Origin of the sequence: Streptomyces cellostaticus, from assembly GCF_023630175.1 — a bacterium.
In the GTDB taxonomy this organism is placed as follows: domain Bacteria; phylum Actinomycetota; class Actinomycetes; order Streptomycetales; family Streptomycetaceae; genus Streptomyces; species Streptomyces cellostaticus_A.
Map to the genome: position 1 here is coordinate 1 of NZ_JALLIN010000031.1, position 22,334 is coordinate 22,334.

17 protein-coding genes and 1 pseudogene are annotated in these 22,334 nt (G+C 72.4%); 1 reads left to right on the plus strand and 17 read right to left on the minus strand.

Annotation, left to right across the window (positions count from 1 at the left end):
• The 5 genes and pseudogenes from MXD57_RS20270 to MXD57_RS20290 all read right to left on the minus strand — a co-directional run.
• Positions 1-738, minus strand: a pseudogene (locus MXD57_RS20270) (hypothetical protein); the annotation flags it as partial.
• Positions 735-1,628: an FAD binding domain-containing protein gene (locus MXD57_RS20275; RefSeq protein WP_250403016.1), complete on the minus strand. Its 894-nt coding sequence runs from the start codon at positions 1,626-1,628 to the stop codon at positions 735-737. The gene MXD57_RS20275 and the pseudogene MXD57_RS20270, both read right to left, overlap by 4 nt.
• 275 nt (positions 1,629-1,903) lie before the next feature.
• On the minus strand, positions 1,904-3,529 hold the full coding sequence (locus MXD57_RS20280; RefSeq protein WP_374114733.1) for a beta-N-acetylhexosaminidase: 1,626 nt from the start codon (positions 3,527-3,529) through the stop codon (positions 1,904-1,906).
• Positions 3,530-3,747: 218 nt separating this feature from the next.
• The gene (locus tag MXD57_RS20285) at positions 3,748-4,026 is read right to left on the minus strand and encodes a DUF3039 domain-containing protein (protein WP_143638399.1); all 279 of its coding nucleotides are present in this window, start codon (positions 4,024-4,026) and stop codon (positions 3,748-3,750) included.
• 29 nt (positions 4,027-4,055) lie between these two features.
• Complete coding sequence (locus MXD57_RS20290) at positions 4,056-4,628, minus strand: YqgE/AlgH family protein (protein ID WP_250403115.1); 573 nt, start codon at positions 4,626-4,628, stop codon at positions 4,056-4,058.
• Positions 4,629-4,892: 264 nt separating this feature from the next.
• Here MXD57_RS20290 and murA point away from each other — a divergent pair, with 264 nt between their 5' ends.
• Complete coding sequence (gene murA, locus MXD57_RS20295; protein WP_250403017.1) at positions 4,893-6,233, plus strand: UDP-N-acetylglucosamine 1-carboxyvinyltransferase; 1,341 nt, start codon at positions 4,893-4,895, stop codon at positions 6,231-6,233.
• 206 nt (positions 6,234-6,439) lie between these two features.
• Here murA and MXD57_RS20300 read toward each other — a convergent pair whose 3' ends face one another.
• From MXD57_RS20300 to MXD57_RS20355, 12 genes are all read right to left on the minus strand, one after another.
• Positions 6,440-6,721, minus strand: a complete 282-nt coding sequence (locus MXD57_RS20300; protein ID WP_250403018.1) for an HU family DNA-binding protein — start codon at positions 6,719-6,721, stop codon at positions 6,440-6,442.
• 270 nt (positions 6,722-6,991) lie between these two features.
• Positions 6,992-8,407, minus strand: coding sequence for an NAD-dependent malic enzyme (locus MXD57_RS20305; protein WP_250403019.1), 1,416 nt, complete (start codon positions 8,405-8,407; stop codon positions 6,992-6,994).
• Positions 8,408-8,759: 352 nt separating this feature from the next.
• Complete coding sequence (locus MXD57_RS20310; protein WP_250403020.1) at positions 8,760-11,087, minus strand: HelD family protein; 2,328 nt, start codon at positions 11,085-11,087, stop codon at positions 8,760-8,762.
• 68 nt (positions 11,088-11,155) lie between these two features.
• The gene (locus MXD57_RS20315; protein ID WP_250403021.1) at positions 11,156-11,929 is read right to left on the minus strand and encodes an anti-sigma factor family protein; all 774 of its coding nucleotides are present in this window, start codon (positions 11,927-11,929) and stop codon (positions 11,156-11,158) included.
• A 62-nt stretch (positions 11,930-11,991) separates the two neighbouring features.
• A complete protein-coding gene (locus tag MXD57_RS20320) occupies positions 11,992-12,576 on the minus strand; it encodes a sigma-70 family RNA polymerase sigma factor (protein WP_037932079.1) in 585 nt (194 codons plus the stop codon).
• Positions 12,577-12,823: 247 nt separating this feature from the next.
• Positions 12,824-13,417, minus strand: coding sequence for a CGNR zinc finger domain-containing protein (locus tag MXD57_RS20325; protein ID WP_250403023.1), 594 nt, complete (start codon positions 13,415-13,417; stop codon positions 12,824-12,826).
• A gap of 133 nt (positions 13,418-13,550) precedes the next feature.
• The gene (locus MXD57_RS20330; RefSeq protein ID WP_250403025.1) at positions 13,551-14,702 is read right to left on the minus strand and encodes a uroporphyrinogen-III synthase; all 1,152 of its coding nucleotides are present in this window, start codon (positions 14,700-14,702) and stop codon (positions 13,551-13,553) included.
• A gap of 255 nt (positions 14,703-14,957) precedes the next feature.
• A complete protein-coding gene (locus MXD57_RS20335; protein WP_250403028.1) occupies positions 14,958-16,343 on the minus strand; it encodes a nitrate/nitrite transporter in 1,386 nt (461 codons plus the stop codon).
• Between the two features lie 154 nt (positions 16,344-16,497).
• Complete coding sequence (locus MXD57_RS20340) at positions 16,498-17,772, minus strand: acyltransferase family protein (RefSeq protein ID WP_250403030.1); 1,275 nt, start codon at positions 17,770-17,772, stop codon at positions 16,498-16,500.
• Positions 17,769-19,970 carry a glycosyltransferase gene (locus MXD57_RS20345; protein WP_250403031.1) on the minus strand — a complete coding sequence of 734 codons (2,202 nt, stop codon included), beginning with the start codon at positions 19,968-19,970 and terminating at the stop codon, positions 17,769-17,771. The genes MXD57_RS20340 and MXD57_RS20345 overlap by 4 nt, the downstream gene beginning before the upstream one ends.
• Positions 19,970-21,109: a hypothetical protein gene (locus MXD57_RS20350; RefSeq protein WP_250403033.1), complete on the minus strand. Its 1,140-nt coding sequence runs from the start codon at positions 21,107-21,109 to the stop codon at positions 19,970-19,972. The genes MXD57_RS20345 and MXD57_RS20350 overlap by 1 nt, the downstream gene beginning before the upstream one ends.
• 228 nt (positions 21,110-21,337) lie before the next feature.
• The gene (locus MXD57_RS20355) at positions 21,338-22,306 is read right to left on the minus strand and encodes a LysR family transcriptional regulator (protein ID WP_250403035.1); all 969 of its coding nucleotides are present in this window, start codon (positions 22,304-22,306) and stop codon (positions 21,338-21,340) included.
• Positions 22,307-22,334: the final 28 nt, after the last annotated feature.

The window sequence follows — 22,334 nt, forward strand, 5'->3', positions numbered from 1 at the left end:
CGGGCCGGCCGGGCCCTCGTGCCGTTCCGGGCCGCCGGCGTGGCCCTCAGGGGCCTGCCCGGGTCGGCCCGGGTCGTGGTCCTGGGGCGGCGCGGGCGCGAACTCCGGTGCCGGGGGCGCGTCGGCGGTGCCGGGCGCGGACTCCGTCTCCGTCGCCGGGGGCGCGTCGGCGGGGCGGGGCGCGGCGTCCGCCTCCGGCTCGGTCCAGGGCTGTCCGGCGGTCTCCGTCGCCCAGGGCGCGGGCGCGCCGCCGGGCAGGGTGGCCGGCGGGGTGCCGCCCCACTGCTCGACCAGCGAGGACGCGGTGAACTCGCCCGACTCGTCCGGGAGGTCACCGCCGGCGACCGGGATGGACCACTGCCCGGTGACGTCGTGTCCCGGGGCCGACGGGGCCGCGGGCTCCTCGAAGGTCCACTGCTGGGTCGCGGCCGGCTGGTACGTGAACCGGTCGCCCGAGCCCTGCTCCTGGGCCGCGGCGTCCGGGTCGGGCCACCGGCCGCCGCCGTCGGGCGCGGGCCACGCGTCCGCCGGACCGTCGGAGGGCGCCGGCGTTATCGGCGGCGGGACGTAGCCGTGTCCGGGGGCGGCCAGGGGGCTGTCGCCGGACAGCAGGGCGTCGATACCGCCCTCGGGGAGCTGGACGAAGGCGGTGGCGCCGTCGTCGTAGTCGCCCTGGGGCAGCGGGTCCCAGCGGCCGCCGCCCTGCGGGGTGCCCTCTTCGTGCTGGTCGTCGGTCACGACAGCGCCCTCCCCAGTGCTCGTCGGGCCAGCGCGGCGACGGTGCGCCGCAGGTGCAGTACGGCGGGCGGCAACGGGACCACGGACCCGTCCGGCTCGGGGGCCGGGTCCGGGATGCAGGCCGCGGCGACGTACTCCCCGAAGGCCTCCAGGGCCTCGGGTACGAGCGTGCGGTCGTTGTCCCAGTCGATGAGCTGGGCGACCCACTGCTCGGCGTCCAGGGGGCGCAGCGGCATCGGCGCTATGGCACCGACGGCGCAGCGCACCCCGCGCCGGGCCGGGTCGAGCACCACGGCCACCGAGGCCATTGCCCGGCCGGGGCCGGTGCGGCCGGTCGCCTTCAGGAACACCTGGGGCGCGTGCAGCAGGGGCACGCGCACGTAGCCGATGAGTTCGCCGCCGCGCAGCATCTCCACGCCGGCCAGCAGGTGCGAGACGGGGATCTCCCGGCGGGCTCCGCCGGTGCCCGCGATGATCAGTGTCGCCTCGAGGGCGGCGAGCACCGGCAGCGCGTCGCCGGTGGGGGCGGCCGAGGCGATGTTGCCGCCCAGGGTGCCCGCGTTGCGGATGTGCGGCGGGCCGGCGGCGCGCGCGGCGGCGGCGAGCGCCGGGATCAGGGCCGCGAAGTCGGGGCGGCCCATGCGCGCGAGCGTGAGGCCCGCGCCGAGCAGGGCGTGGCCGTCCTGATACTGCCAGCCGCGGATCTCGCTGATCCGTCCGAGGCCCACCAGGGCGGCGGGCCTGAGCTGGCCGGAGTTGACGGCGGCCATGAGGTCGGTGCCGCCCGCCACGGGCACGGCGGCGGGCATGGCGGTGAGGGCCGCCACGGCCTCGTCCAGTGTCGTGGGCAGCGTGACGGCCTGCGCCGTCTGCGGTGTGTGCGTGGTCAAACCGGCTGCCCCTTCCCGCTGCCCCACCTGGTCCCACCTGTGTGGCCGTACGGTACGTGCTCACAGGGCGGACGTGGCAACTCTGGCACATCTTCGCCAGGGCCGGACGCGGGGGTCCGCTAGGAGGCATTCGCCCACCTCATCGGCGACATATTCCGTTTTCGCACGCCATCACCGGTGCGCGCCGATTGACACTCTTCGGTGATTCCGCGGCGTTTTCCGTCATTCGTTCCAGTGCCCGGTCCGCGCAGGCCGGTACGGGCGTCCGGCGCTTCCTACCGGTCCGGGGGCACGCCGTCGATCGGACGGCCGAGGACACCGGGGCGCCGCTGCCAGGGGTGCGGCCCCGCGGGCGGCCGGTAGCCGACACCGAGGGCGTCAAGTCGCCGGTAGTGGGCGGCCATACGGTGTTCGAAGTCGGCGAAGTCCCGCTCCGCCGGGGCGGGCAGCCTGCTCCAGGCGACCTCGGCGAGCGCGGCGAGCCGGGGGAAGGCCTGGTAGTCGACGCGCGCGGTGTCCTCCAGCACCTCGGTCCACACGTTGGCCTGGGTGCCCAGCACGTGCCGGGCCTCCCCAGCGGTGAGTCCGGCCGGTACGGGCTCGAACCGGTAGACGTCCTCCAGGGTGCGCACGAAGCCGATCGGCACGGGTTCGTCGTCCCCGGGCGCCTGACGGTGGTCCAGGTAGACGTACTGCTCCGGGCACATGACGACGTCGTGCCCGGCCCGCGCGGCGGCGACGCCGCCACCGAAGCCGCGCCAGGAGGACACCGCGGCGCCCGGCGGGAGTCCGCCCTCCAGGATCTCGTCCCAGCCGATGAGGCGGCGCCCGCGCGCGGCGAGCCAGGCGGCGAAGTGGCCGACGAACCAGGACTGCAACGCGTCCTCGCCGGCGAGCCCGAGGTCCGCGACCCGGCCCTTCGCGGCCGGCGACAGGCGCCACTGGTCCTTGCGGCACTCGTCGCCGCCGATGTGCACGAACTCGGAGGGGAACAGCTCCAGCACTTCCTCGAACACCCCTTCGTAGAAACGGAGGGTGGTGTCGGAGGGGGACAGCACGTTGGCGGAGATCCCCCAGTCGTCCCAGACGGTGAGCGCGGAGGTGTCGACGACATCGGTGTTGCCGAGTTCCGGATAGGCGGCGATCGCGGCCTGCGAGTGGCCCGGTACGTCGATCTCCGGGACGACGGTGATGTGGCGCTCGGCGGCGTAGGCGACGATCTCCCGGATGTCGTCCCGGGTGTAGTGACCCCCGTGCGGCTTCTCGTCCCACAACGGTGAGGCGCGGTGGCCGAATTTCGTCCGCGTCCGCCAGGAGGCGACCTCGGTCAGCCTCGGGTACCGCTCGATCTCGATCCGCCAGCCCTGGTCGTCCGTCAGATGGAGGTGGAGGACGTTGAGTTTGTGCGCGGCCATCAGGTCCAGGTACCGCAGTACGCCTTCCCTGGGCATGAAGTGCCGGGCCACGTCCAGCATGAGACCGCGCCAGCCGAACCGGGGCGCGTCCTCGACGGTGAGCCGGGGCAGGCCCCAGTCCCGGTCCGGGCGCAGCGGCGCGCGACGGAACGCGTCGGGCCCGAGCAGTTGCCGGAAGGTCTGCGCTCCCCAGAAGACGCCTGCGGCGCCGCCGCCCTGGATGCGCACCGGGAGGCCGTCGGCGACGAGGCGGTAGCCCTCGGGGGGCAGGTCGGGCTCGACGCTCAGCACGACGCGGTCGTCCCCGCCAGGCCTCTCCGGCAGCGGCAGGCCGGTCGCCGCGCCTACGGTGGCCCGCAGCCACCGCGCGACACCCTCGGTGCCGGGCCGCGCCTCCAGCGCCGTTCCGGCGCCGATGTCCGTGCGCCCGGCGGTGTGGCTCGAACAGCGCGCCGGAGCCGGGATCAGATCCGCCTTGTCGGTCACATCAGTCCTTGGTGGAGGAAGGCGTTCCTACAGGGGACTGCACGGCGGCACGGCGCGTTCCGCGTCGCGCGCGACGCGGAGAAGGCTATGGCCGACGCGAGCGTGCCGACAAGAGGTCTGAACCAATTGGTGGCCGAAAAGCGCGAAAGGCCCCCGGGCCCGCGTCGGCGGCGCGTCCCGGGGGCCCGGAGCTCTTCAGGCGGACGACGGGCGGGCGCCTACTTGTCGCCGCCCTTGTCGTCGCCGCCGCTGCCCATGGACTCGTAGATCTCCTTGCACATGGGGCACACGGGGTACTTCTTCGGGTCGCGGCCGGGCACCCACACCTTGCCGCACAGCGCCACGACGGGCGTGCCGTCGAGGGCGCTCGCCATGATCTTGTCCTTCTGGACGTAGTGGGCGAAGCGCTCGTGGTCGCCGTCGCCGTGGGACACCTGTGGCGTCGGCTCTACGAGGGTTCCCGTACCAGTCCCGCGCTCGGGCTCGAGAGTGCTCATGCCGCCAAGGGTACTGAAGGGCGCGGGCATCAGTTGAGCGACGGGTCGTCGGGATACGTGGCGACCATCGCCAGCTCGTTGCGCTGGCGGCGCAGCACCTCGCGCCAGAGGGTCTCCGGCTCCGGGCAGGACACGTCGCCCGGCTCGGACTCCACGACGTACCAGGCACCCTCCACCAGTTCGTCCTCGAGCTGGCCCGGGCCCCAGCCGGCGTAACCGGCGAAGATCCGCAGCGATCCGACGGCCGAGGCCAGCAGCTCCGGCGGGGCCTCCAGGTCGACGAGGCCGATCGCGCCGTGCACCCGCCGCCAGCCGAGCGGGGCGCTGTTCCCGTTCGCGCCGCCCGGGATGACCGCGACGCCGAGCGCCGAGTCCAGCGAGACCGGACCGCCCTGGAAGACCACCCCGGGCTCACCGGCCAGATCGGCCCAGCCCTCCAGGATGTCGCCCACGCCCACCGGGGTGGGCCGGTTGAGGACGACACCGAGGGAGCCCTCCTCGTCGTGGTCGAGAAGGAGCACCACCGCACGGTCGAAGTTCGGGTCCGCCAGGGCGGGGGTTGCCACGAGCAGCCGCCCTGTGAGCGAGGACACCTCGGTCATGCCAGACATGATCCCGCATCTTCGCCCGCCGCGGGGAGCCGATCGGGGTGCACGGGTGAACGCAGCTCAGGGCGCGCGGGCGCGCGCCCGCGCCGGTGACCGCATGTGCCCGGGAGCGAACGGTTCGTGTTGTGACACAGCCATGACGCGGCTGTGCGGTACTTGGGCTTACAGGACCGGGGTAGGAGGCGATTACCCTGTCTCTCCGGCCCCTGCGCAAAGTGATCGGCCGGCCCCTGCCCGACTCATCGGAACGCGAGATTCATGACCGTCAACGACGATGTCCTGCTTGTCCACGGCGGAACCCCGCTGGAGGGCGAGATCCGTGTCCGCGGTGCGAAGAACCTCGTACCGAAGGCCATGGTCGCCGCCCTGCTGGGCAGTGAGCCGAGCCGGCTGCGCAACGTCCCGGACATCCGTGACGTGCGTGTCGTACGCGGCCTGCTGCAGTTGCACGGGGTCACCGTCCGTCCGGGTGAGGAACCCGGCGAGCTGGTCCTCGACCCGTCGCACGTGGAGAGCGCGAACGTCGCTGACATCGATGCCCACGCGGGTTCCAGCCGTATCCCGATCCTGTTCTGCGGTCCGCTGCTGCACCGTCTGGGGCACGCTTTCATCCCGGGGCTGGGCGGCTGCGACATCGGCGGCCGGCCGATCGACTTCCACTTCGAGGTGCTGCGGCAGTTCGGCGCGACCATCGAGAAGCGGGCCGACGGGCAGTACCTGGAGGCGCCGCAGCGGCTGCGCGGCACGAAGATCCGGCTGCCGTACCCGTCCGTCGGCGCGACCGAGCAGGTCCTGCTGACCGCGGTACTGGCCGAGGGCGTCACGGAGCTGTCCAACGCGGCCGTCGAGCCGGAGATCGAGGACCTCATCTGCGTACTGCAGAAGATGGGCGCGATCATCGCGATGGACACCGACCGCACGATCCGCGTCACCGGTGTGGACAAGCTGGGCGGCTACACCCACCGCGCCCTGTCGGACCGCCTGGAGGCCGCCTCCTGGGCGTCGGCGGCGCTGGCGACCAACGGCAACATCTACGTCCGCGGCGCCCAGCAGCGCTCGATGATGACGTTCCTGAACACCTACCGGAAGGTGGGCGGTGCCTTCGAGATCGACGACGAGGGCATCCGCTTCTGGCATCCCGGCGGGCAGCTCAAGTCCATCGCGCTGGAGACGGACGTGCACCCGGGCTTCCAGACCGACTGGCAGCAGCCGCTGGTGGTCGCGCTGACCCAGGCGACGGGCCTGTCCATCGTCCACGAGACGGTGTACGAGTCCCGGCTCGGCTTCACGTCCGCGCTGAACCAGATGGGCGCCCACATCCAGCTCTACCGCGAGTGCCTGGGCGGCTCCGACTGCCGCTTCGGCCAGCGGAACTTCCTGCACTCCGCGGTCGTCTCGGGGCCCACCCGGCTCCAGGGCGCCGACCTGGTCATCCCCGACCTGCGCGGCGGCTTCTCGTACCTCATCGCGGCCCTGGCCGCCGAGGGCACCTCCCGTGTCCACGGCATCGAGCTGATCAACCGCGGCTACGAGAACTTCATGGAGAAGCTCGTGGAACTGGGCGCGAAGGTCGAGCTGCCGGGCAAGGCGCTCGGCTGACCGAAGACGTCGAAAAGGGCGGCCCCCCTCGTACGAGGGGGGCCGCCCTTTTCGACGTCTTCGGCCGAAGCACCCCGGGGGGCACCGGGCTGCGCCGCCCGTGCGGCTCCGCCGCGCGGGCGCGACCAGCCCCAGCGGACCCGCGGTCACCCGCGGCGCCGCGTCAGAACGGCGCTCCGGTCACCCGGCACCACCGAGCGGAGCGCTTACTTGCCCTTGGCCGCTTCCTTGAGCTTGGAGCCCGCGGAGACCTTGACGCTGTAGCCGGCCGGGATGTCGATCGGCTCGCCGGTCTGCGGGTTGCGCGCGGTACGAGCGGCACGGTGGGTGCGCTCGAAGGTCAGGAAGCCGGGGATGGTGACCTTCTCGTCGCCCTTGGAGACGATGTCGCCGACGACCTCGGCGAACGCGGCCAGAACGGCGTCGGCGTCCTTGCGGGTCACCTCGGCGCGGTCGGCCAGCGCGGCCACCAGCTCACTGCGGTTCATGTTGTTACTCCCGTGTTCTTCTTGCCGTTGAGGCGTGAGGTGAGATCGATGCCGATGCGCTCGCGCCCAAAGACGCATCCTGCCCCTACCTGCGGCGGTAATGCCAATCCGGCACCCGTAGGAGTCGTGAGAACACCCTAGGGAGTCACACGAAAAGCGCCTGCTCGGCCGTCACCCTAGAGGGCGCCCGCCGGTGGGTGGTTCCGCGACGCGCCGGTACGGGGGCCGCCGTGTCCATCCTCACAGCCCCCGCACCCCACGGTACGGCGCCTAGGACGCCGCGCCCACCGCCTTCGCGGCCTCGCGCACCGCGCCCGCCACCGCGCCCGCGACCTTGTCGTTGAAGACGCTCGGAACGATGTAGTTGGGGTTCAGCTCGTCCTCGGTCACCACGTCGGCGAGTGCCTTCGCGGCGGCGAGCATCATCTCGGTGTTGACGGTACGGGACTGCGCGTCCAGCAGGCCGCGGAAGACACCCGGGAAGACCAGTACGTTGTTGATCTGGTTCGGGAAGTCCGAGCGGCCGGTGGCCACCACGGCGGCCGTCTGCCGGGCGATCGCGGGGTCGACCTCCGGGTCGGGGTTCGCGAGCGCGAACACGATGGCGCCGTCGGCCATGGCGGCCACGTCGTCGCCGTCGAGGACGTTCGGGGCCGAGACGCCGATGAAGACGTCGGCGCCGCGCACGGCCTCCTTCAGGGTGCCGGTGAGGTTCTCCGGGTTGGTGTTGTCGGCGATCCAGCGCAGCGGGGAGTCCGCCGGGGCGTCCACCAGGTCCTCGCGGCCCGAGTGGACGACACCGCGGATGTCGGCCACGACGGCGTTCTTCACGCCGGCGGCGATGAGCAGCTTGAGGATGGCCGTGCCGGCCGCGCCGGCCCCGGACATCACGACCCGGATGTTCTCGATCGCCTTGCCCGTGCAGCGCAGCGCGTTGGTCAGGGCGGCGAGGACGACGATCGCGGTGCCGTGCTGGTCGTCGTGGAAGACGGGGATGTCCAGGGCCTCGCGCAGCCGGGCCTCGATCTCGAAGCAGCGGGGGGCGGAGATGTCCTCGAGGTTGATGCCGGCGAAGCCGGGGGCGATCGCCTTGACGATCTCGACGATGGCGTCGGTGTCCTGGGTGTCCAGGCAGATCGGCCAGGCGTCGATGCCGGCGAAGCGCTTGAAGAGGGCCGCCTTGCCCTCCATGACGGGCAGCGCGGCCTTCGGGCCGATGTTGCCCAGGCCCAGCACGGCGGAACCGTCCGTCACGACCGCAACGGAGTTGCGCTTGATGGTGAGGCGGCGGGCGTCCTCGGGGTTCTCGGCGATCGCCATGCAGACGCGGGCGACACCGGGCGTGTAGACCATGGACAGGTCGTCGCGGTTGCGGATGGGGTGCTTGGACGCCATCTCGATCTTGCCGCCGAGGTGCATCAGGAACGTACGGTCGGAGACCTTGCCGAGGGTGACGCCCTCGATGCCCCGGAGCTTGCCCACGATCTCGTCGGCGTGGGCCGTGGAGGTGGCCGCGATGGTGACGTCGATACGGAGCTTCTCGTGACCGGACGCGGTGACGTCGAGGCCGGTGACCGAGCCTCCGGAGGACTCCACGGCGTTGGTGAGCTGCGAGACGGCGGTTCCGCTCGCGGGCACCTCCAGCCGGATGGTCATCGAGTAGGAGACGCTGGGCGCCGTTGCCATGGCCGACTTCCTCTGCTTTCACCGTGTCGCGTGTTGTGCCGTCCGATCGTCGCACCTACCCCCGAGTACGTGGTAGCCGCCCCGGATTGCGGACGTTGTGTTCACGACGGCACGCCTTTTCGGAAAACAACTTCCACAATACGAGAGTCGATCGGGCGAAGAAAGAGGCCCACGCCTGTCGGACGTGGGCCTCTCTCACGTTCATGACACCGACCCGCCATGCTCGCCTCGCGGCAAGTGGTCCCTCTGAGGGACGAAGGTTGGGCCCGGGGGCTTGGATCGGGCCGGTGCCACGTCAAGGCTAACAAACGGATGCCGCGGGCCATTCCTGGCGCGGGGACTTCCCGGGAATTCAGTCCCTGAGCAGATCCGGCACCCCTGCCGCGTCCGGCTCGTCCCGCTCGCCGGAGACCACGGTGAGCTGCTGGGTCGCCCGGGTCAGCGCGACGTAGAGCACGCGCAGGCCGGCCGGCGACTCGTCGGCGATCTCCGCCGGGGAGACGACGACCGTGGCGTCGTACTCCAGGCCCTTGGCCTCCAGGCTGCCGAGCGCCACCACCCGGTCGCCGAGCCCGGCCAGCCAGCGGCGGGCCTCCTCGCGCCGGTTCATGGCGACCACCACCCCGACCGTGCCGTCCACCAGGCCGAGCAGTCTCTCGGCCTCCGCGCGGACGGTCGCCTCCAGGGGGTCCCGCGCGGGCGCGCCCGCTGCGCCGGCCGCCGTCACGAAGCGCGGCTCGACCCCGGTGGACCGCACGGCGGAGGGCGCCTGGGAGCCCGGCATGGCGAGGGCGAGCACCCGGGCGGCCAGCTCGGCGATCTCGGCGGGGTTGCGGTAGTTGACGGTGAGCTGGAACCGGCGCCGGGGACGGGTGCCGAGGGCCTCGTCGCGGGCCTCGGCCGCCTCGTCCGGATCGGACCAGGAGGACTGGGCGGGGTCACCGACGACCGTCCAGGTGGCGTGCCGGCCGCGGCGGCCCACCATCCGCCACTGCATCGGGGTGAGGTCCTGGGCCTCGTCCACGATGACGTGCGCGTACTCGGTGCGCTCCTGGGCGAGGCGCTCGGCCCGCTCCCGCTGGGTCTCCTCGCGCACCGGCATCAGCTCCTCGAGGCCGGTGAGCTGGTCCAGCGGGTCCAGCTCGCGCTTCCTGCGCGGCCGGGCCGGGGCGCCGAGGATCGCCTGGAGTTCGTCCAGCATGGCGGTGTCGTGCACCGACCAGCCCTCCCGGCGCAGCGCGCGGGCGACCCTGCGGACCTCGCCGGGGTTGAGGATCCGGCGGGCCCAGCGGCCGAGCCGCTTCTCGTCCGCCATGGCGGCGAGGACGCCCTTCGGGGTCAGCTCGGGCCACCAGGCGTCGAGGAAGGCGATGAACGGGTCCTCGCCCGCCACGTCCTCGTCGAAGGAGGAGCGCAGCTCGGCGGCCAGCTCCGCGTCGGTGTGCCGGCCGGCCGCGCCGGACTTGGCCCACAGGGCGTCCAGGAGCAGCTTGCGGGCGCGCGGGCGCAGCAGGTTGACGGGGGCGGTGCCGCCGAGGGCGGTACGGCGGATGTGCGCCAGTTCCTCGGCTTCCAGTTCGAGGCGGCGCCCGAAGGCGACGACCCGGAGCCGCTCCGGGCAACCGTTCAGCTCCAGGGCGCCGCGGGCCGCCCTGCGCAGCACCTTCAGCATCCGGTACGAGCCCTTGGCGCGGGCCACGGACGGCGAGTCGTACAGCGCGGCCTCGACGCCGTCGACGAGCGAGCCGATGGCGCGGATCGCGACCTGGCCCTCCTCGCCGAGCGAGGGCAGCACACCCTCGGTGTAGGCCACCAGCAGCGGGGTCGGCGAGACGATCAGGATGCCGCCCGCGTAGCGTCTGCGGTCCTGGTAGAGCAGGTAGGCCGCGCGGTGCAGGGCGACGGCGGTCTTGCCGGTGCCCGGGCCGCCCTCGACGTAGGTGACGGAGGCGGCGGGGGCGCGGATGACCAGGTCCTGCTCCGCCTGGATGGACGAGACGATGTCCCGCATGGTGTGGCTGCGGGCCTGGCCGAGGGCGGCCATCAGGGCGCCGTCGCCGATGACGGGCAGCGCCCGCCCGTCGAGGAACGCCCGCAGTTCGGGGCGCATCAGGTCGTCCTCGACCCCGAGGACCCGGCGGCCCTTGGAGCGGATGACCCGGCGGCGCACGACCCGGCCGGGATCCCTGGGGGTGGACCGGTAGAAGGGGGCGGCGGCCGGGGCCCGCCAGTCGATGACCAGCGGGGCGTAGTCCGCGTCGAGCACGCCGATCCGCCCGATGTGCAGGGTCTCGGCGATGTCGGCGGTGCTGTCGGGCCGGACCGCCCCCTCGGCGGGTTCGACCGCGGTGTAGGCGCCGTCGGGACCCTTCTTGCCGTCCTTGCCGGGCAGCAGGTCGATCCGTCCGAAGAGGAAGTCCTCGAACTCGTTGTTGAGCCGGTTCAGGTGGATGCCGGCCCGGAAGACCTGCGCGTCCCGCTCGGCCAGTGCGCCCGGGGTGCCGACCTGGCCGCGCTGGGCCGCGTCGTTCATCAGGAACTCGGCCTCGTGGATCTTCTCCTCGAGGCGCCGGTACACCCGGTCCAGATGCTCCTGCTCGACGCTGATCTCTCGGTCACGCACGGAGTCCTGTGCCTCGTGTACCGAGCCGACCGCGGACTGCTGAACCTGAGCGGCCACCGGGCCCCCTTCTGACGTGCTGGGCAGCCGTCAACCGTACGCGAAGGGGACCCGGCAAAGCTACATGACTACGCATCCACCTGGACGAGCTTCTTGCCGTCGAAGGTGGTCACCTCGAAGTGGTCGATCTCGTCGGGCTTCATCGCCGTGCCACCGCCGATGTACAGCGGCTTGCGGGACTCCGGGGTCTTGGCGTCCGGGATGCCGTATCCCCACTTGGGGACGGACCAGGAGCCCAGGGTCTGCCGGTCACCGTTGTTGCCGACGGCAACCAACGAGCACTTGAGCGGCCCCTTGACACCCTTCAGTTCGAGAACCGCCGAGGTGCCCCAGTCCTTCTCGCCCAGGGCGACGGTCGCGCTGGCACCCGTCGCGCCGTCGCTTCCGCTGACCTTGTCCGGAAGCTGCTTGAACGTCGCCTGGGCGCCGGCCGCGAGAGGCGTGGCCGTCTGCCCGGACTCGCCGCCGCCGTTCACCGCCATGACGGCCACCGGGCCGCCGATGATCAGCGCGGCGGCGGCCGCGACCAGGTAGAAGCCCTTGCGCCGCTTCTGCGCACGGCGCTCGGAGACCTCGTCGACCAGCTTCTCCACCAGCCGCGGGCTCGGTTTGGCGGACAGCGACTCGCCGATCGCCGGGGTGCTGCCGGAACCCGGCAGATCCGCCAGCGCGGCCAGCATCGGCTCCATCCCGGCCAGCTCGTCCAGTTGCTGGGCGCACCATTCGCAGGTGGCGAGATGCGCCTCGAAAGCGGTTGCCTCGCCGTCGTCGAGCAGCCCGAGGGCATAGGCGCCCACGGTCTCGTGCTCGCTCGGCACCGAAGATCCCTGACTGGGGCTCATGGGTCCAGAAATACCCGGACCACCCGGACCGAATCCTTGCATTCCTCCGTATCCGTTGCTCATCACGCCGTCACCCCCCGCTCCTCCAGTGCCAGCTTCATCGACCGCAGGGCGTAGAACACCCGGGAGCGCACCGTGCCGCTCGGGATGCCCAGCGTCTGGGCCGCCTCATTGACCGTACGTCCCTTGAAGTACGTCTCGACGAGGACCTCCCGGTGCGCCGGGGTCAGGTCGTCGAGCGCGTCCGACAGCGTCATCAGCCACAGCGCCTTGTCGATCTCGTCCTCCGCGGGGATGACCTCCAGCGGCGACGGATCGACCTCCTGCGGCCGGGCCTGCCGGCTGCGGTGGCCGTCGATGACGATGCGGCGCGCGACCGTCACCAGCCAGGGGCGTACCGAACCGGTCGCCCGATTGAGCTGACCGGCGTTCTTCCAGGCACGGATGAGCGTCTCCTGCACGACGTCCTCGGCTCGCTGCCGGTCTCCGGCGACCAGCCTGAGGACATACGCGAGCAGAGGTCCGGCGTGCTCGCGGTACAGGGCACGCATCAGCTCCTCATCAGGTTCCGAGGGCTGTGAGGACATGCGATGTCGGGCCCTCGATCCACGTTCATTGGCCACGGCCGCATCCTTGCGCACGCCCACCTCCGGTGTCCGGGGGTTCCCCCAGTCGGTCGCTCGCCCACCCGTACGGAAGGAGGGGGCGCGGTGTTCAAACCGGAGGGACAGATTTCTCGGCGGTGACGTGACGAGGGGGACATGGGGGCACATTCCCACCGAGTGATCTTTACATTTCCGACACATCACCGGAGGAGTCGTGAAGCGTCCGTGCGGACGCCGGCGCGGACGCGGTGTAACCGAAATCACTTGCGAGCCGGGCCCCTGCGGGCCCTCACGCGCGGGCGAGCGCGGCCCGGCGCCGGTGCCGGGCGACCCGTTCACGGTTGCCGCACACCTCACTGGAGCACCAGCGCCGCCGGCGTCCCCGGGAGGTGTCCAGGTAGACCAGGGGGCAGTTGTCGCCCTCGCACTCACGGACCGCGGCCCGCGCCACGGGGTCGGTGAGCAGGTCCACGGCGTCGCGCGCGAGGAGCGCCAGCAGCGCCGCGCACTCGGGCGCCCGGGCCAGCTCACGCACCAGGGCTCCGTCCGTGCCGCGGACCGCGCACGGGGCCGGGAGCGCGGCACGGGCGGCCTCGTTGAGCCGGCCGAGCGCGCCGTCGTACGGCCGCGGGTCCGGCGCGCCGGTGCCGCGCAGCAACTGCCCCACATCCGATCTCAGTTCCCGGAACCGGGCCGGCCAGGAGGCGTCGGCGTGCTCCAGCGGGGTGCCGGCCGGCACCAGCCCGGCCCCGGCGATCCAGGCCCGCAACGGCTCGACACCGCCCAGCCGTTCGACCGGATGCGCGGTCGCGAGGAGGTCCAGGCAGATCCGACCGGCGTCGAACCGCGGCTCGTTCGGGGCCGGGACCGTACTCGGCGTCATGTGCCTGCCACCGCCTAGGACAGGGGAACAGTTGCGTCGCTCCCCTTCACAGTGCCCGCGCCGCCCGGCCCGCGGAACCCTTCGGACGGTCTTCGCGGCGGCTTTCCCGGCGGATCCGTGCCCGGGGCCCGCCTCAGCCGTCCGCGTACTTCGTGTCCGCGGCCGGGTCCAGCGCCAGCCGGTAGCCCCGCTTGACCACCGTCTGGATCAGCCTCGGCGTGCCGAGGGCCGTGCGCAGCCGGGCCATCGCCGTCTCCACCGCGTGCTCGTCGCGTCCCGCGCCCGGCAGCGCCCGCAGCAGTTCGGCACGGGCCACCACCCAGCCCGGCCGCCGTGCCAGCGCCCGCAGCAGCGACATGCCCGCCGGCGGCACCGGCCTCAGTTCCCCGTCCACCAGCACCGCGTGTCCGCGGATCTCCACCCGGTGCCCGGCGACGGGCAGCGCCCTCGCCCGCGCCGGCAGTTCCTGGCACAGCAGTTGTACGAGCGGCCCGAGCCGGAACCGCTCCGGCTGCACCGTGTCTACGCCCCGCGCCTGCAACGGCAGCGCGGTCACCGGACCCACGCAGGCGGGCAGCACGTCGTGGCCGAGCGCCGCCAGCACCTCGCCGAGCTGCCCGCGCTCCTCGGCCCGCGACAGCAGGGACGCCGCGGCGGGCGCGCTGGTGAAGGTGAGCGCGTCCACCGCGCGCCCGGCGACGGCGTCCAGCAGCCGGTCGACGGGCCCGATGTCCTCCGGCGGCATCCACCGGTACACCGGCACCGGGACGACCTGCGCTCCCCCGGCCCGCAGCGCCTCCACGAACCCCGGCAGCGGCTCGCCGTGCAGTTGCACCGCGAGCCGGCGCCCGTCGACGCCCTCCTCCAGCAGCCGGTCCAGCACCTCGGCCATGGACTCGCTGGACGGCGACCACGACTCGGTCAGCCCCGCGGCCCGTACCGCGCCCTTCACCTTGGGCCCGCGGGCGAGCAGTTCGACGTCCCGCAGGCGTTCGAGCAGCGGCTCTCCGAGCCCCCAGCCGTCGGCGGCCTCGATCCAGCCCCGGAATCCGATGGCGGTGGTGGCCACCACGACGTCCGGCGCCTGGTCGATGAGCTCCTTGGTGGCGGCGAGCAGTTCGCCGTCGTCGGCGAGCGGCACGATGCGCAGGGCGGGCGCGTGCAGCACGACGGCACCGCGCCGCTGGAGCAGCGCGCCCAGTTCCTCGGCGCGGCGCGCGGCGGTGACGCCCACGGTGAACCCGGCCAGGGGCCCGTGCTCGGGGTGCTGCTGTTCGTCGTCCATGACTCTCCTCGTGCCGCGTCGGTCGACGTGTGCGCCGTCAGGGTGCGGCGTCCGACGCGTGTCCCTCGGCGTGCCGGCCGCAGACCTCCGTACCGCTGGATGTACCCGGGCTTCCGGCCGGTGCGGCGGGAGTGCCCGCCGGGCGCCGCGACGGGGCGAACCCCGGTCGGCGCGGCACTGGCCGGCCCGCATGCCGAACGAGCCTGTCAACGGCGCGTGACAGGCTCGGTTCGGCTCGATGTCCGCGGTGTTACGTCACACCTCGGCGTAGCTGAGCCGCGGCTCCGTCCCGGCGGTGGCCTCGGGGGCGGCGCGGACGGCCGTCCGGCGAAGGTATACGGCCCAGGTGAGGACGAAGCAGAGGCCGTAGTAGGCGAGGAAGGCGAGGAAGGCGCCGGTCCCGGAGCCGTAGGAGAGGAACGACTGGCGCAGGGTCAGGTTGATGCCGAGCCCGCCGAGGGCGCCGACGGCACCGATGAGGGCCATCGAGGCACCGGACAGCCGTCGCGCGTAGACGGCCGCCGCCTCCCCCTCCATCCCCTGGGCGGAGGCCTTGGCGCGGTAGATGCCGGGGATCATCTTGAACGTGGAGCCGTTGCCGACGCCGGTGAGCACGAACAGGGCGACGAACCCGGCGATGAACAGCGGCAGCGACTTCTGCAGCGAGGCGAGGACGACGACGCCGGACGCCGCGAACATCGCCGCGAAGTTCCACAGCGTGACCCTGGCCCCGCCGAGCCGGTCCGCGAGCCGGCCACCGACGGGGCGGATCAGCGAGCCCAGCAGCGGGCCGATGAAGGTGAGCGAGGCGGCCTGCAGCGGCGTGCGGCCGAACTGGTTCTGCAGCACCAGTCCGAAGGCGAAGCTGTAGCCGATGAAGGAGCCGAAGGTGCCGATGTAGAGGACCGACATGATCCAGGTGTGCTTCTCCCGCACGGCCTCCTCGGCCGCGCCGGTGTCGTTGCGCACCGGGCCGAGGTTGTCCATGAACCGTGCGCTCAGCAGGGTCGCCACGACGATGAGCGGCACGTAGACGGAGAGCAGCACCCGCGGGTGGCCGGCACCGGCCACTCCGATGACCAGCAGCGCGACCAGTTGGACCACCGCGACGCCGATGTTGCCGCCGCCCGCGTTCATGCCCAGCGCCCAGCCCTTCAGGCGCAGCGGGTAGAAGTTGTTGATGTTCGTCATCGAGGAGGCGAAGTTCGCCCCGCCGACCCCGGTGAGGACCGCGACGACCATGAACGTGGTGTACGAGGTCCCGGGCTCCATCACGAACAGCAGCGAGACGGTCGGCACCAGCAGCAGGCCGGCGCTGAAGACGGTCCAGTTCCGGCCGCCGAACCGGGCGATCGCGAAGCCGTAGGGCACCCGCAGGATCGCCCCGACCAGCGATGCCACGGCCACCAGGAAGAACTTGCCGGCCGGATCGATGCCGTACTCCGGCCCCATGGACAGCGCCAGGACGGAGTACATGCTCCAGACGGAGAAGCCGATGTGCTCGGAGATCACGGAGAAGGCCAGGTTCCGCCGGGCGATCCGCCGGCCCTTCGACTCCCAGAAGCTCTCGTCCTCGGGGTCCCACTCCTCGATCCAGTGGGACCCCTGGTGGGGTGGGCTGATGCTGCTCGGGGCTGTCATGTCGGGCCTCCACGGTGCTCCGGGACTCGGCTGCTGCTGAGCGGTGACGAGACCCGAAGGTAGGGAGGACGCGTTTCCTCGCTGTGGCTGTGGGTGACCGGTAGGGAACGTTGCTCTCACTCGCCGCGGGGAGCGCCGGTGAGGGGAGGCGCCGTCACACCGCCTTGCGCCGCCCACCACCCCGCTTGACCCCGTTCGGCCAGAGCCTCGGGGTCCGCTTGGCCGCGATGTCCTCGATCCAGCCGAAGGCCACGATGGACAGCCCGATCAGCGGCCAGACCAGGAAGAACATCCACAGCATGTAGCTGGAGTCGAGGGCGGCCACCGCGCGGTCGCCCTGCATGAACGGCAGGTTGTACGCCTGGTCGATGATCGGGACCGTGGCCATGATCAGCATGTTGTGCCACAGGTAGATCGTGACGGCGCGGTTGTTGGACAGCGTGATCAGCTTGTCCCAGCGGGCCAGCCGTCCGGGCAGTTCCTGCCAGGACGGGGAGTACTGGAGCAGGACGACGACGAACCCGAAGGACCAGCAGGCCTGGGCCAGCGGGATGTCGTTGAGGTCCCAGCCGTCGGGGCCGAGGTGGCCCGAGGCCCACCACAGGCCGAAGGCCATCACCAGGGTCGCCGCGGAGATCGCGACGTAGCGCGGGATCTTCGCCAGCAGGCCGTCGTGGTGGGCGAAGCCCAGCACCCAGCAGCCGCCGTACACCGCGAAGTCCGTCACCGCGTTGCCCGTCTCGCCGGGGATGGTGACGATGCCGGTGCCGAAGACCACCGTCAGGCCGAGGGGGGCCAGCAGCGTCGGCCACGGGAAGCGGCGGAAGGCCCACAGCAGCAGCGGGGAGGCGATCACGAACCACAGGTAGGCCCGCAGGTACCAGAGCGGGCCCGCGGCCTGCACGGCCCAGGTGTCCTCCAGCAGACCGGACTTGGAGCCCACGTGCCAGGGGAACGGCGGGGCGCCGACGGGGACGATGTAGTCGAGGAGCTTGACCAGGCCCCAGATGCCGCCGTTGTCCGGGTCCTTCACCGGGTTCCAGCCGCCCGCCAGCATCAGTGCCAGCGCCACCACGCTGAACGCCCAGAGCGGGGGCAGCAGCCGGCGGACCCGGCTCTTGATCACCTCGAGCGCCGGACGCTTGAGGGAGCGTGCCATGAGCGAGCCCGCCAGCGCGAACATCACGCCCATGGAGGGGAACAGCACCGTCAGCCAGGCCCAGCCGAAGAGGTGGTAGGCCACCACGCGGACCAGGGCCAGGGAGCGCAGCAGGTCCAGGTAGCGGTCGCGGCCCGGCTTCTTCGCGGCCGGAGCCGGGGCAGCGGCCGGGGCGGGCTCGGGAACCGGCCCCGGCTCGGCGGTCCGCTGCTGCGGGAAGCCGTACGACGGCGTCGAGTCCGGGGTACCGGTCGTGTATCCGTGGGTCATGCCACGGGCCTCCGATCACTGCTGCTCCGGCGGCTGCGCTGGGTCGGCACGGGACCGCCGGGCGCCTCGACGACACCCGTGCGCCGCAGCTTCTGCCAGCGCAGGCGGCCGCCCGTGAGCGCCGTGATCCAGGACTGGAGCAGCACGACGTACATGAGTTGGCGGTAGAGGATCTGCTGCAGGGGCAGCGAGATCAGATGGGTCATGCGTTCCTTGTCCAGGCGGAAGGCGTAGGCAGCGCAGACCGCCTGGAGAGCGAGGACGCCGAGCCAGGCCACGATCGTCTTCTGCGTCTGGCCGAACACCACGCCGTAGAGCAGGAACACGTCGATCAGCGGGGCCAGCAGCGGGGCCACCACCATGAAGAGGGAGACCAGGGGCAGGCCCACACGGCCGAATCGGCCCGAGGCACCCCGCTCCAGCACGGCGCGCCGGTGCTTCCAGATCGCCTGCATGGTCCCGTAGGACCAGCGGTAGCGCTGGGACCAGAGCTGCTGGACGGACTCCGGTGCCTCGGTCCAGGCCCGTGCCTTCTCGGCGTACACCACGCGCCAGCCGTCGCGGTGCATCGCCATGGTGATGTCGGTGTCCTCGGCGAGGGTGTCGTCGCTCATGCCGCCGACCCGTTCCAGGGCCGAGCGGCGGAAGGCTCCGACCGCGCCCGGGATGGTCGGCATGCAGCGCAGGATGTCGTACATGCGGCGGTCGAGGTTGAAGCCCATCACGTACTCGATGTGCTGCCAGGCGCCGATGAGCGAGTCGCGGTTGCCGACCTTGGCGTTGCCGGCCACGGCGCCGACACGCGGGTCGCCGAAGGGCTGGACGAGTTCGCGGACGGTGGCCGGCTCGAAGACGGTGTCGCCGTCCATCATCACGACGATGTCGTGGCGGGCGTTCGCCAGGCCCCGGTTGAGCGCCGCCGGCTTGCCCGCGTTGAGCTGGCGGACCACCCGGACGTTCGGCAGGCCCATCGCCTCCACGATCCGCGCCGTGCCGTCGCTCGAGCCGTCGTCGATGACGATCACCTCGATGGGGTGCTCGCTCGCCATCAGTGAACGGACCGTGTTCTCGATGCACTTGGCCTCGTTGTAGGCCGGGACCAGCACCGAGACCGGTTCGGTCACCGGTGGGCCCCAGCGGAACCTCCGGCTGCGCACCCTCCGGGCGTGGGCACCGGAGAGCAGGAGCATGAGCACGAAGCGGGAGATGACGAGCGCGCCGATCACCGCGAGCCCCACGACCAGCACGTCCGTGATGCCGTCGGCGGCGGAGACCAGGAAGATCCACGCCTTGCCCTTCCACAGGTCGAGTCCGGTGACCTCGGTGGACGCGCTGGGCGCGTCCAGCGCCTCGGTGAGGTTGTCGAAGGTGTAGCCCCGCGCCTGGAGCTTCGGCAGGAACGTGTCGAGCGCCTGCACGGTCTGGTGGCGGTCGCCGCCGGAGTCGTGCATCAGGACGATGGCGCCCTTGCCGCCGTGCGGGGTGGCGCGGCGGATGATCTCGTCGACGCCCGGCTTCTGCCAGTCCTCACTGTCGGTGTTGTTGACGACCGTGATGTAGCCGCGGGTGCCGATGTACTCGGTCACCGGCCAGGACTTGTCGTCCATGGCGTCGGCGAACGAGGAGTACGGGGGCCGGAAGAGGGAGGTGCGGATGCCGGCGGCGCCGGTGATGGCGAGCTGGTTGGTGGACAGCTCCCAGTCGATGCGCTTCTTGCTCAGGTAGGAGAGGTCGGGGTGGTTGAACGTGTGCAGGCCCACCTCGTGGCCCTCGTCCACCATGCGCTTGACCAGCTCCGGGTAGCGGGAGGTCATGGTGCCGGTGACGAAGAAGACGGCGTGCGCGTGGTGCTTCTTCAGCACGTCGAGCACCTTCGGGGTCCAGGTGGGGTCGGGACCGTCGTCGAAGGTGAGGACGAGGCGGTGGTCGGGGACGCGCACGCTGGTGGCGCGGCCACCGCGGGTGTCGATGACCGGGCCGCCGTCGAGGATCTTCTCCGGCACCTTGCCGGTGGCGGCCTCGGGCCGGATGCGGTGGTCGGCGAGGATCTCGCTGTGGACGTAGCCGCGCAGCATCAGCATCGCCACGAGCGCGACGAGGACGAGCAGCGGCAGCAGCAGGCGCATGGGCAGGCGTCGTCGCTGGGAGCCGCCACGGGCTCCGCGTGCGGCACCGTGACGGCGGTTGCGTGATGCCATCAGAGGTTGTGCTCCGGGGACGGGGTGAGGTGGGAGGCGCCGGGGATCGGCTTCTCCGCGAGTGAGAGGGACTGCGGGGCGGGTTGCCCGGCCGCCGCACCGGCGCCGGCGGTGCCCTCGACCGGGGACTCGGGAGCACCGGACGGGCTGCTCGGCGCGGTCTGCGTACCACCGGCCGAGGTGGACGGCGGGGCGCCGGACGCCGTGCCGCCGCCGGTGCCGGAGGTGCCGGAGGTGGGCCCGGTGGTCGTCGGCCGGGAGCCGGCCGAGCTGTCCACGCGGGCGGCGCCGGTGGCCGAGCCGGCGGCGGGTGCCGGCGCGGAGGCGCTCGGGGCGGGGGTCGTGCCCTGGCTCGCGCCGGTGCCGGCGCTGGGCGAGGCACTGGCGGTGGCGGACGGCTCGGCGGACTCGGCCGGGACCGGCGAGCTGTTCACCTGCCCGGCGGGCTTGTCCTCGTTCTGCGGGACGGGTGTCCACGGCGCGTCCGAGCTGCCCGAGAACAGCGTCGCCACGATGATCACGGCGTACACGGCGCAGGCCAGGCCCACGATCAGGCCGAGGCGGCGGAAGGTACGGCTGCGGCGGCCCGACTCGTCGACGAAGACGGGGCCGTCCGCGGTCTCGCGGCCGGTGCCGTGCGCACTGCCCGGGACCGGCGTCAGCCGGCCGTCGCCGAGCTGGACGGCGTCCATCTGGACCGTCACCTCGTGCGGGTCGTGCGTGGGGTCGGCGGCGGTGGGCTGGGTGGGAATGGTGGGAAAGGGCTCGGTCCAGGGATCGCTCGGGGGCTCGGCGGTGCCGGGTCCCGCGGGCCCGCCGGCCCTCACCCGGCGCAGCACGGTGGTCTGCTCGGGATCCGCGGCGCGGGCTGCGTCGCGCTCCGGAGCGCGGCGGAAGTCCGCGGCTCTGCGGTCGTTGCGGGCCCGCGGGAGTACGGCCGTCCCGTCGGCCTCGGTCCGGGCGGCGCGACCGCCCCGGGGTATCCCGTTCGCCGGGAAGGCGCCGGCACCGCGGACGTCACCGGAGTCGGGGAACGCCGCGCCCCCCGGGTGACGGCCACTCGGGTGGCCGGAACCGGCGTGACCGCCGCTCGCGTGGGCTCCGGACTCCGGGAACACCTGGGTGTGACCACCCCTCATCGGGCGTTCCCAGGGCGCGGATGCCGTTTCGGGCCACTCCGGTTGGGCGTCTTCTCGCCACTCTTTCACGTGCGCACATCCCCCCACGGGACAGTTCCGGGTGCGCATCGACATCGAGCACCCATCGTTCGAACCAGGCCCCCACCCAGCCCGAGCGCCCCCTGTACCACACCGTGCTCGGGCCATGAATGTAGCGCATGCGGAGGTTTTGTGCTTGCCACGGGCCACCTATTGGACGCTCATCACATCATCATCCACGGCTGGAATCCATCGGTCGGCGGGTCGCGTCAGCCATCTCTCGGCCCTCGCGATGTCGCTCGCGGCCCTGCGGAGCGCGGTCAGACCGGGATGCGTCAGGCCCTTGCGCCACACCAGTGACACGGGCGAGAGGGGGACCGGATCGACGAGTGGCCGCAGCACCGAACGGGGCATGGCCGGAAAGTCCACCACGGCCAGGATCACGTTCCGGGTCTTCGCCATGATCCGCTCGAACTCCTCGTCGCCGACCGGTAGCGGAAGGGGTGATGCGAGTCGGATACCACGTCCCTCGAAGAGGTGAATCGCGAGGTCGGTCCACTCCCGGGTGCGCGGGTTGCCCGCGCCGGCGTACACCGTCTCCCCGGCCAGCGCCGCCAGCGGGATCTCCGGCAGGGCCGCCAGCGGGTGGTCGTCGGGCAGGACGACCGCCATCGGCTCGTAACGCACCGGCTGCTGTTCGAGCCCGGACCGCAGGGCCGGGTCGAGGCCCGCGAAGCGCCCGAAGGAGACGTCCAGCCGACCGGCGAGCACCTCGGCCGCCGCTCCCGTCAGGCCGCTCTCGTAGCGGGCCATCAGCTCGCAGTCGGGGGCGAGTTCGCGGGCCCGGTGCAGCACCCGGCGGGCGGTGAGCAGACCGGCGGAGTTGAGGTCGACCAGCAGCGGCCGGGCCTGTCCGAAGGCGGCGAGCAGGTCGTCCTGGGCGGCGAGGACCCGCCGGGCGTGCGGCAGCAGGCGCTCGCCGTCCACGGTGAGCGCCACCTGCCGGGTGGTCCGGACGAACAGCTCGGCGCCCAGCTCGCGCTCCAGCCGCCGCACGTCCCGGCTCAGCGCCTGCTGCGCCACGTACAGACGGGCCGCGGCCCGGGTGAAGTGCAGCTCCTCGGCGACGGCGACGAAGGCGCGCAGCAGGCGCGGTTCCACGGCGGCGGGAGCGGGCATGGCGGCGAATCTACAGCGCCGATTCACA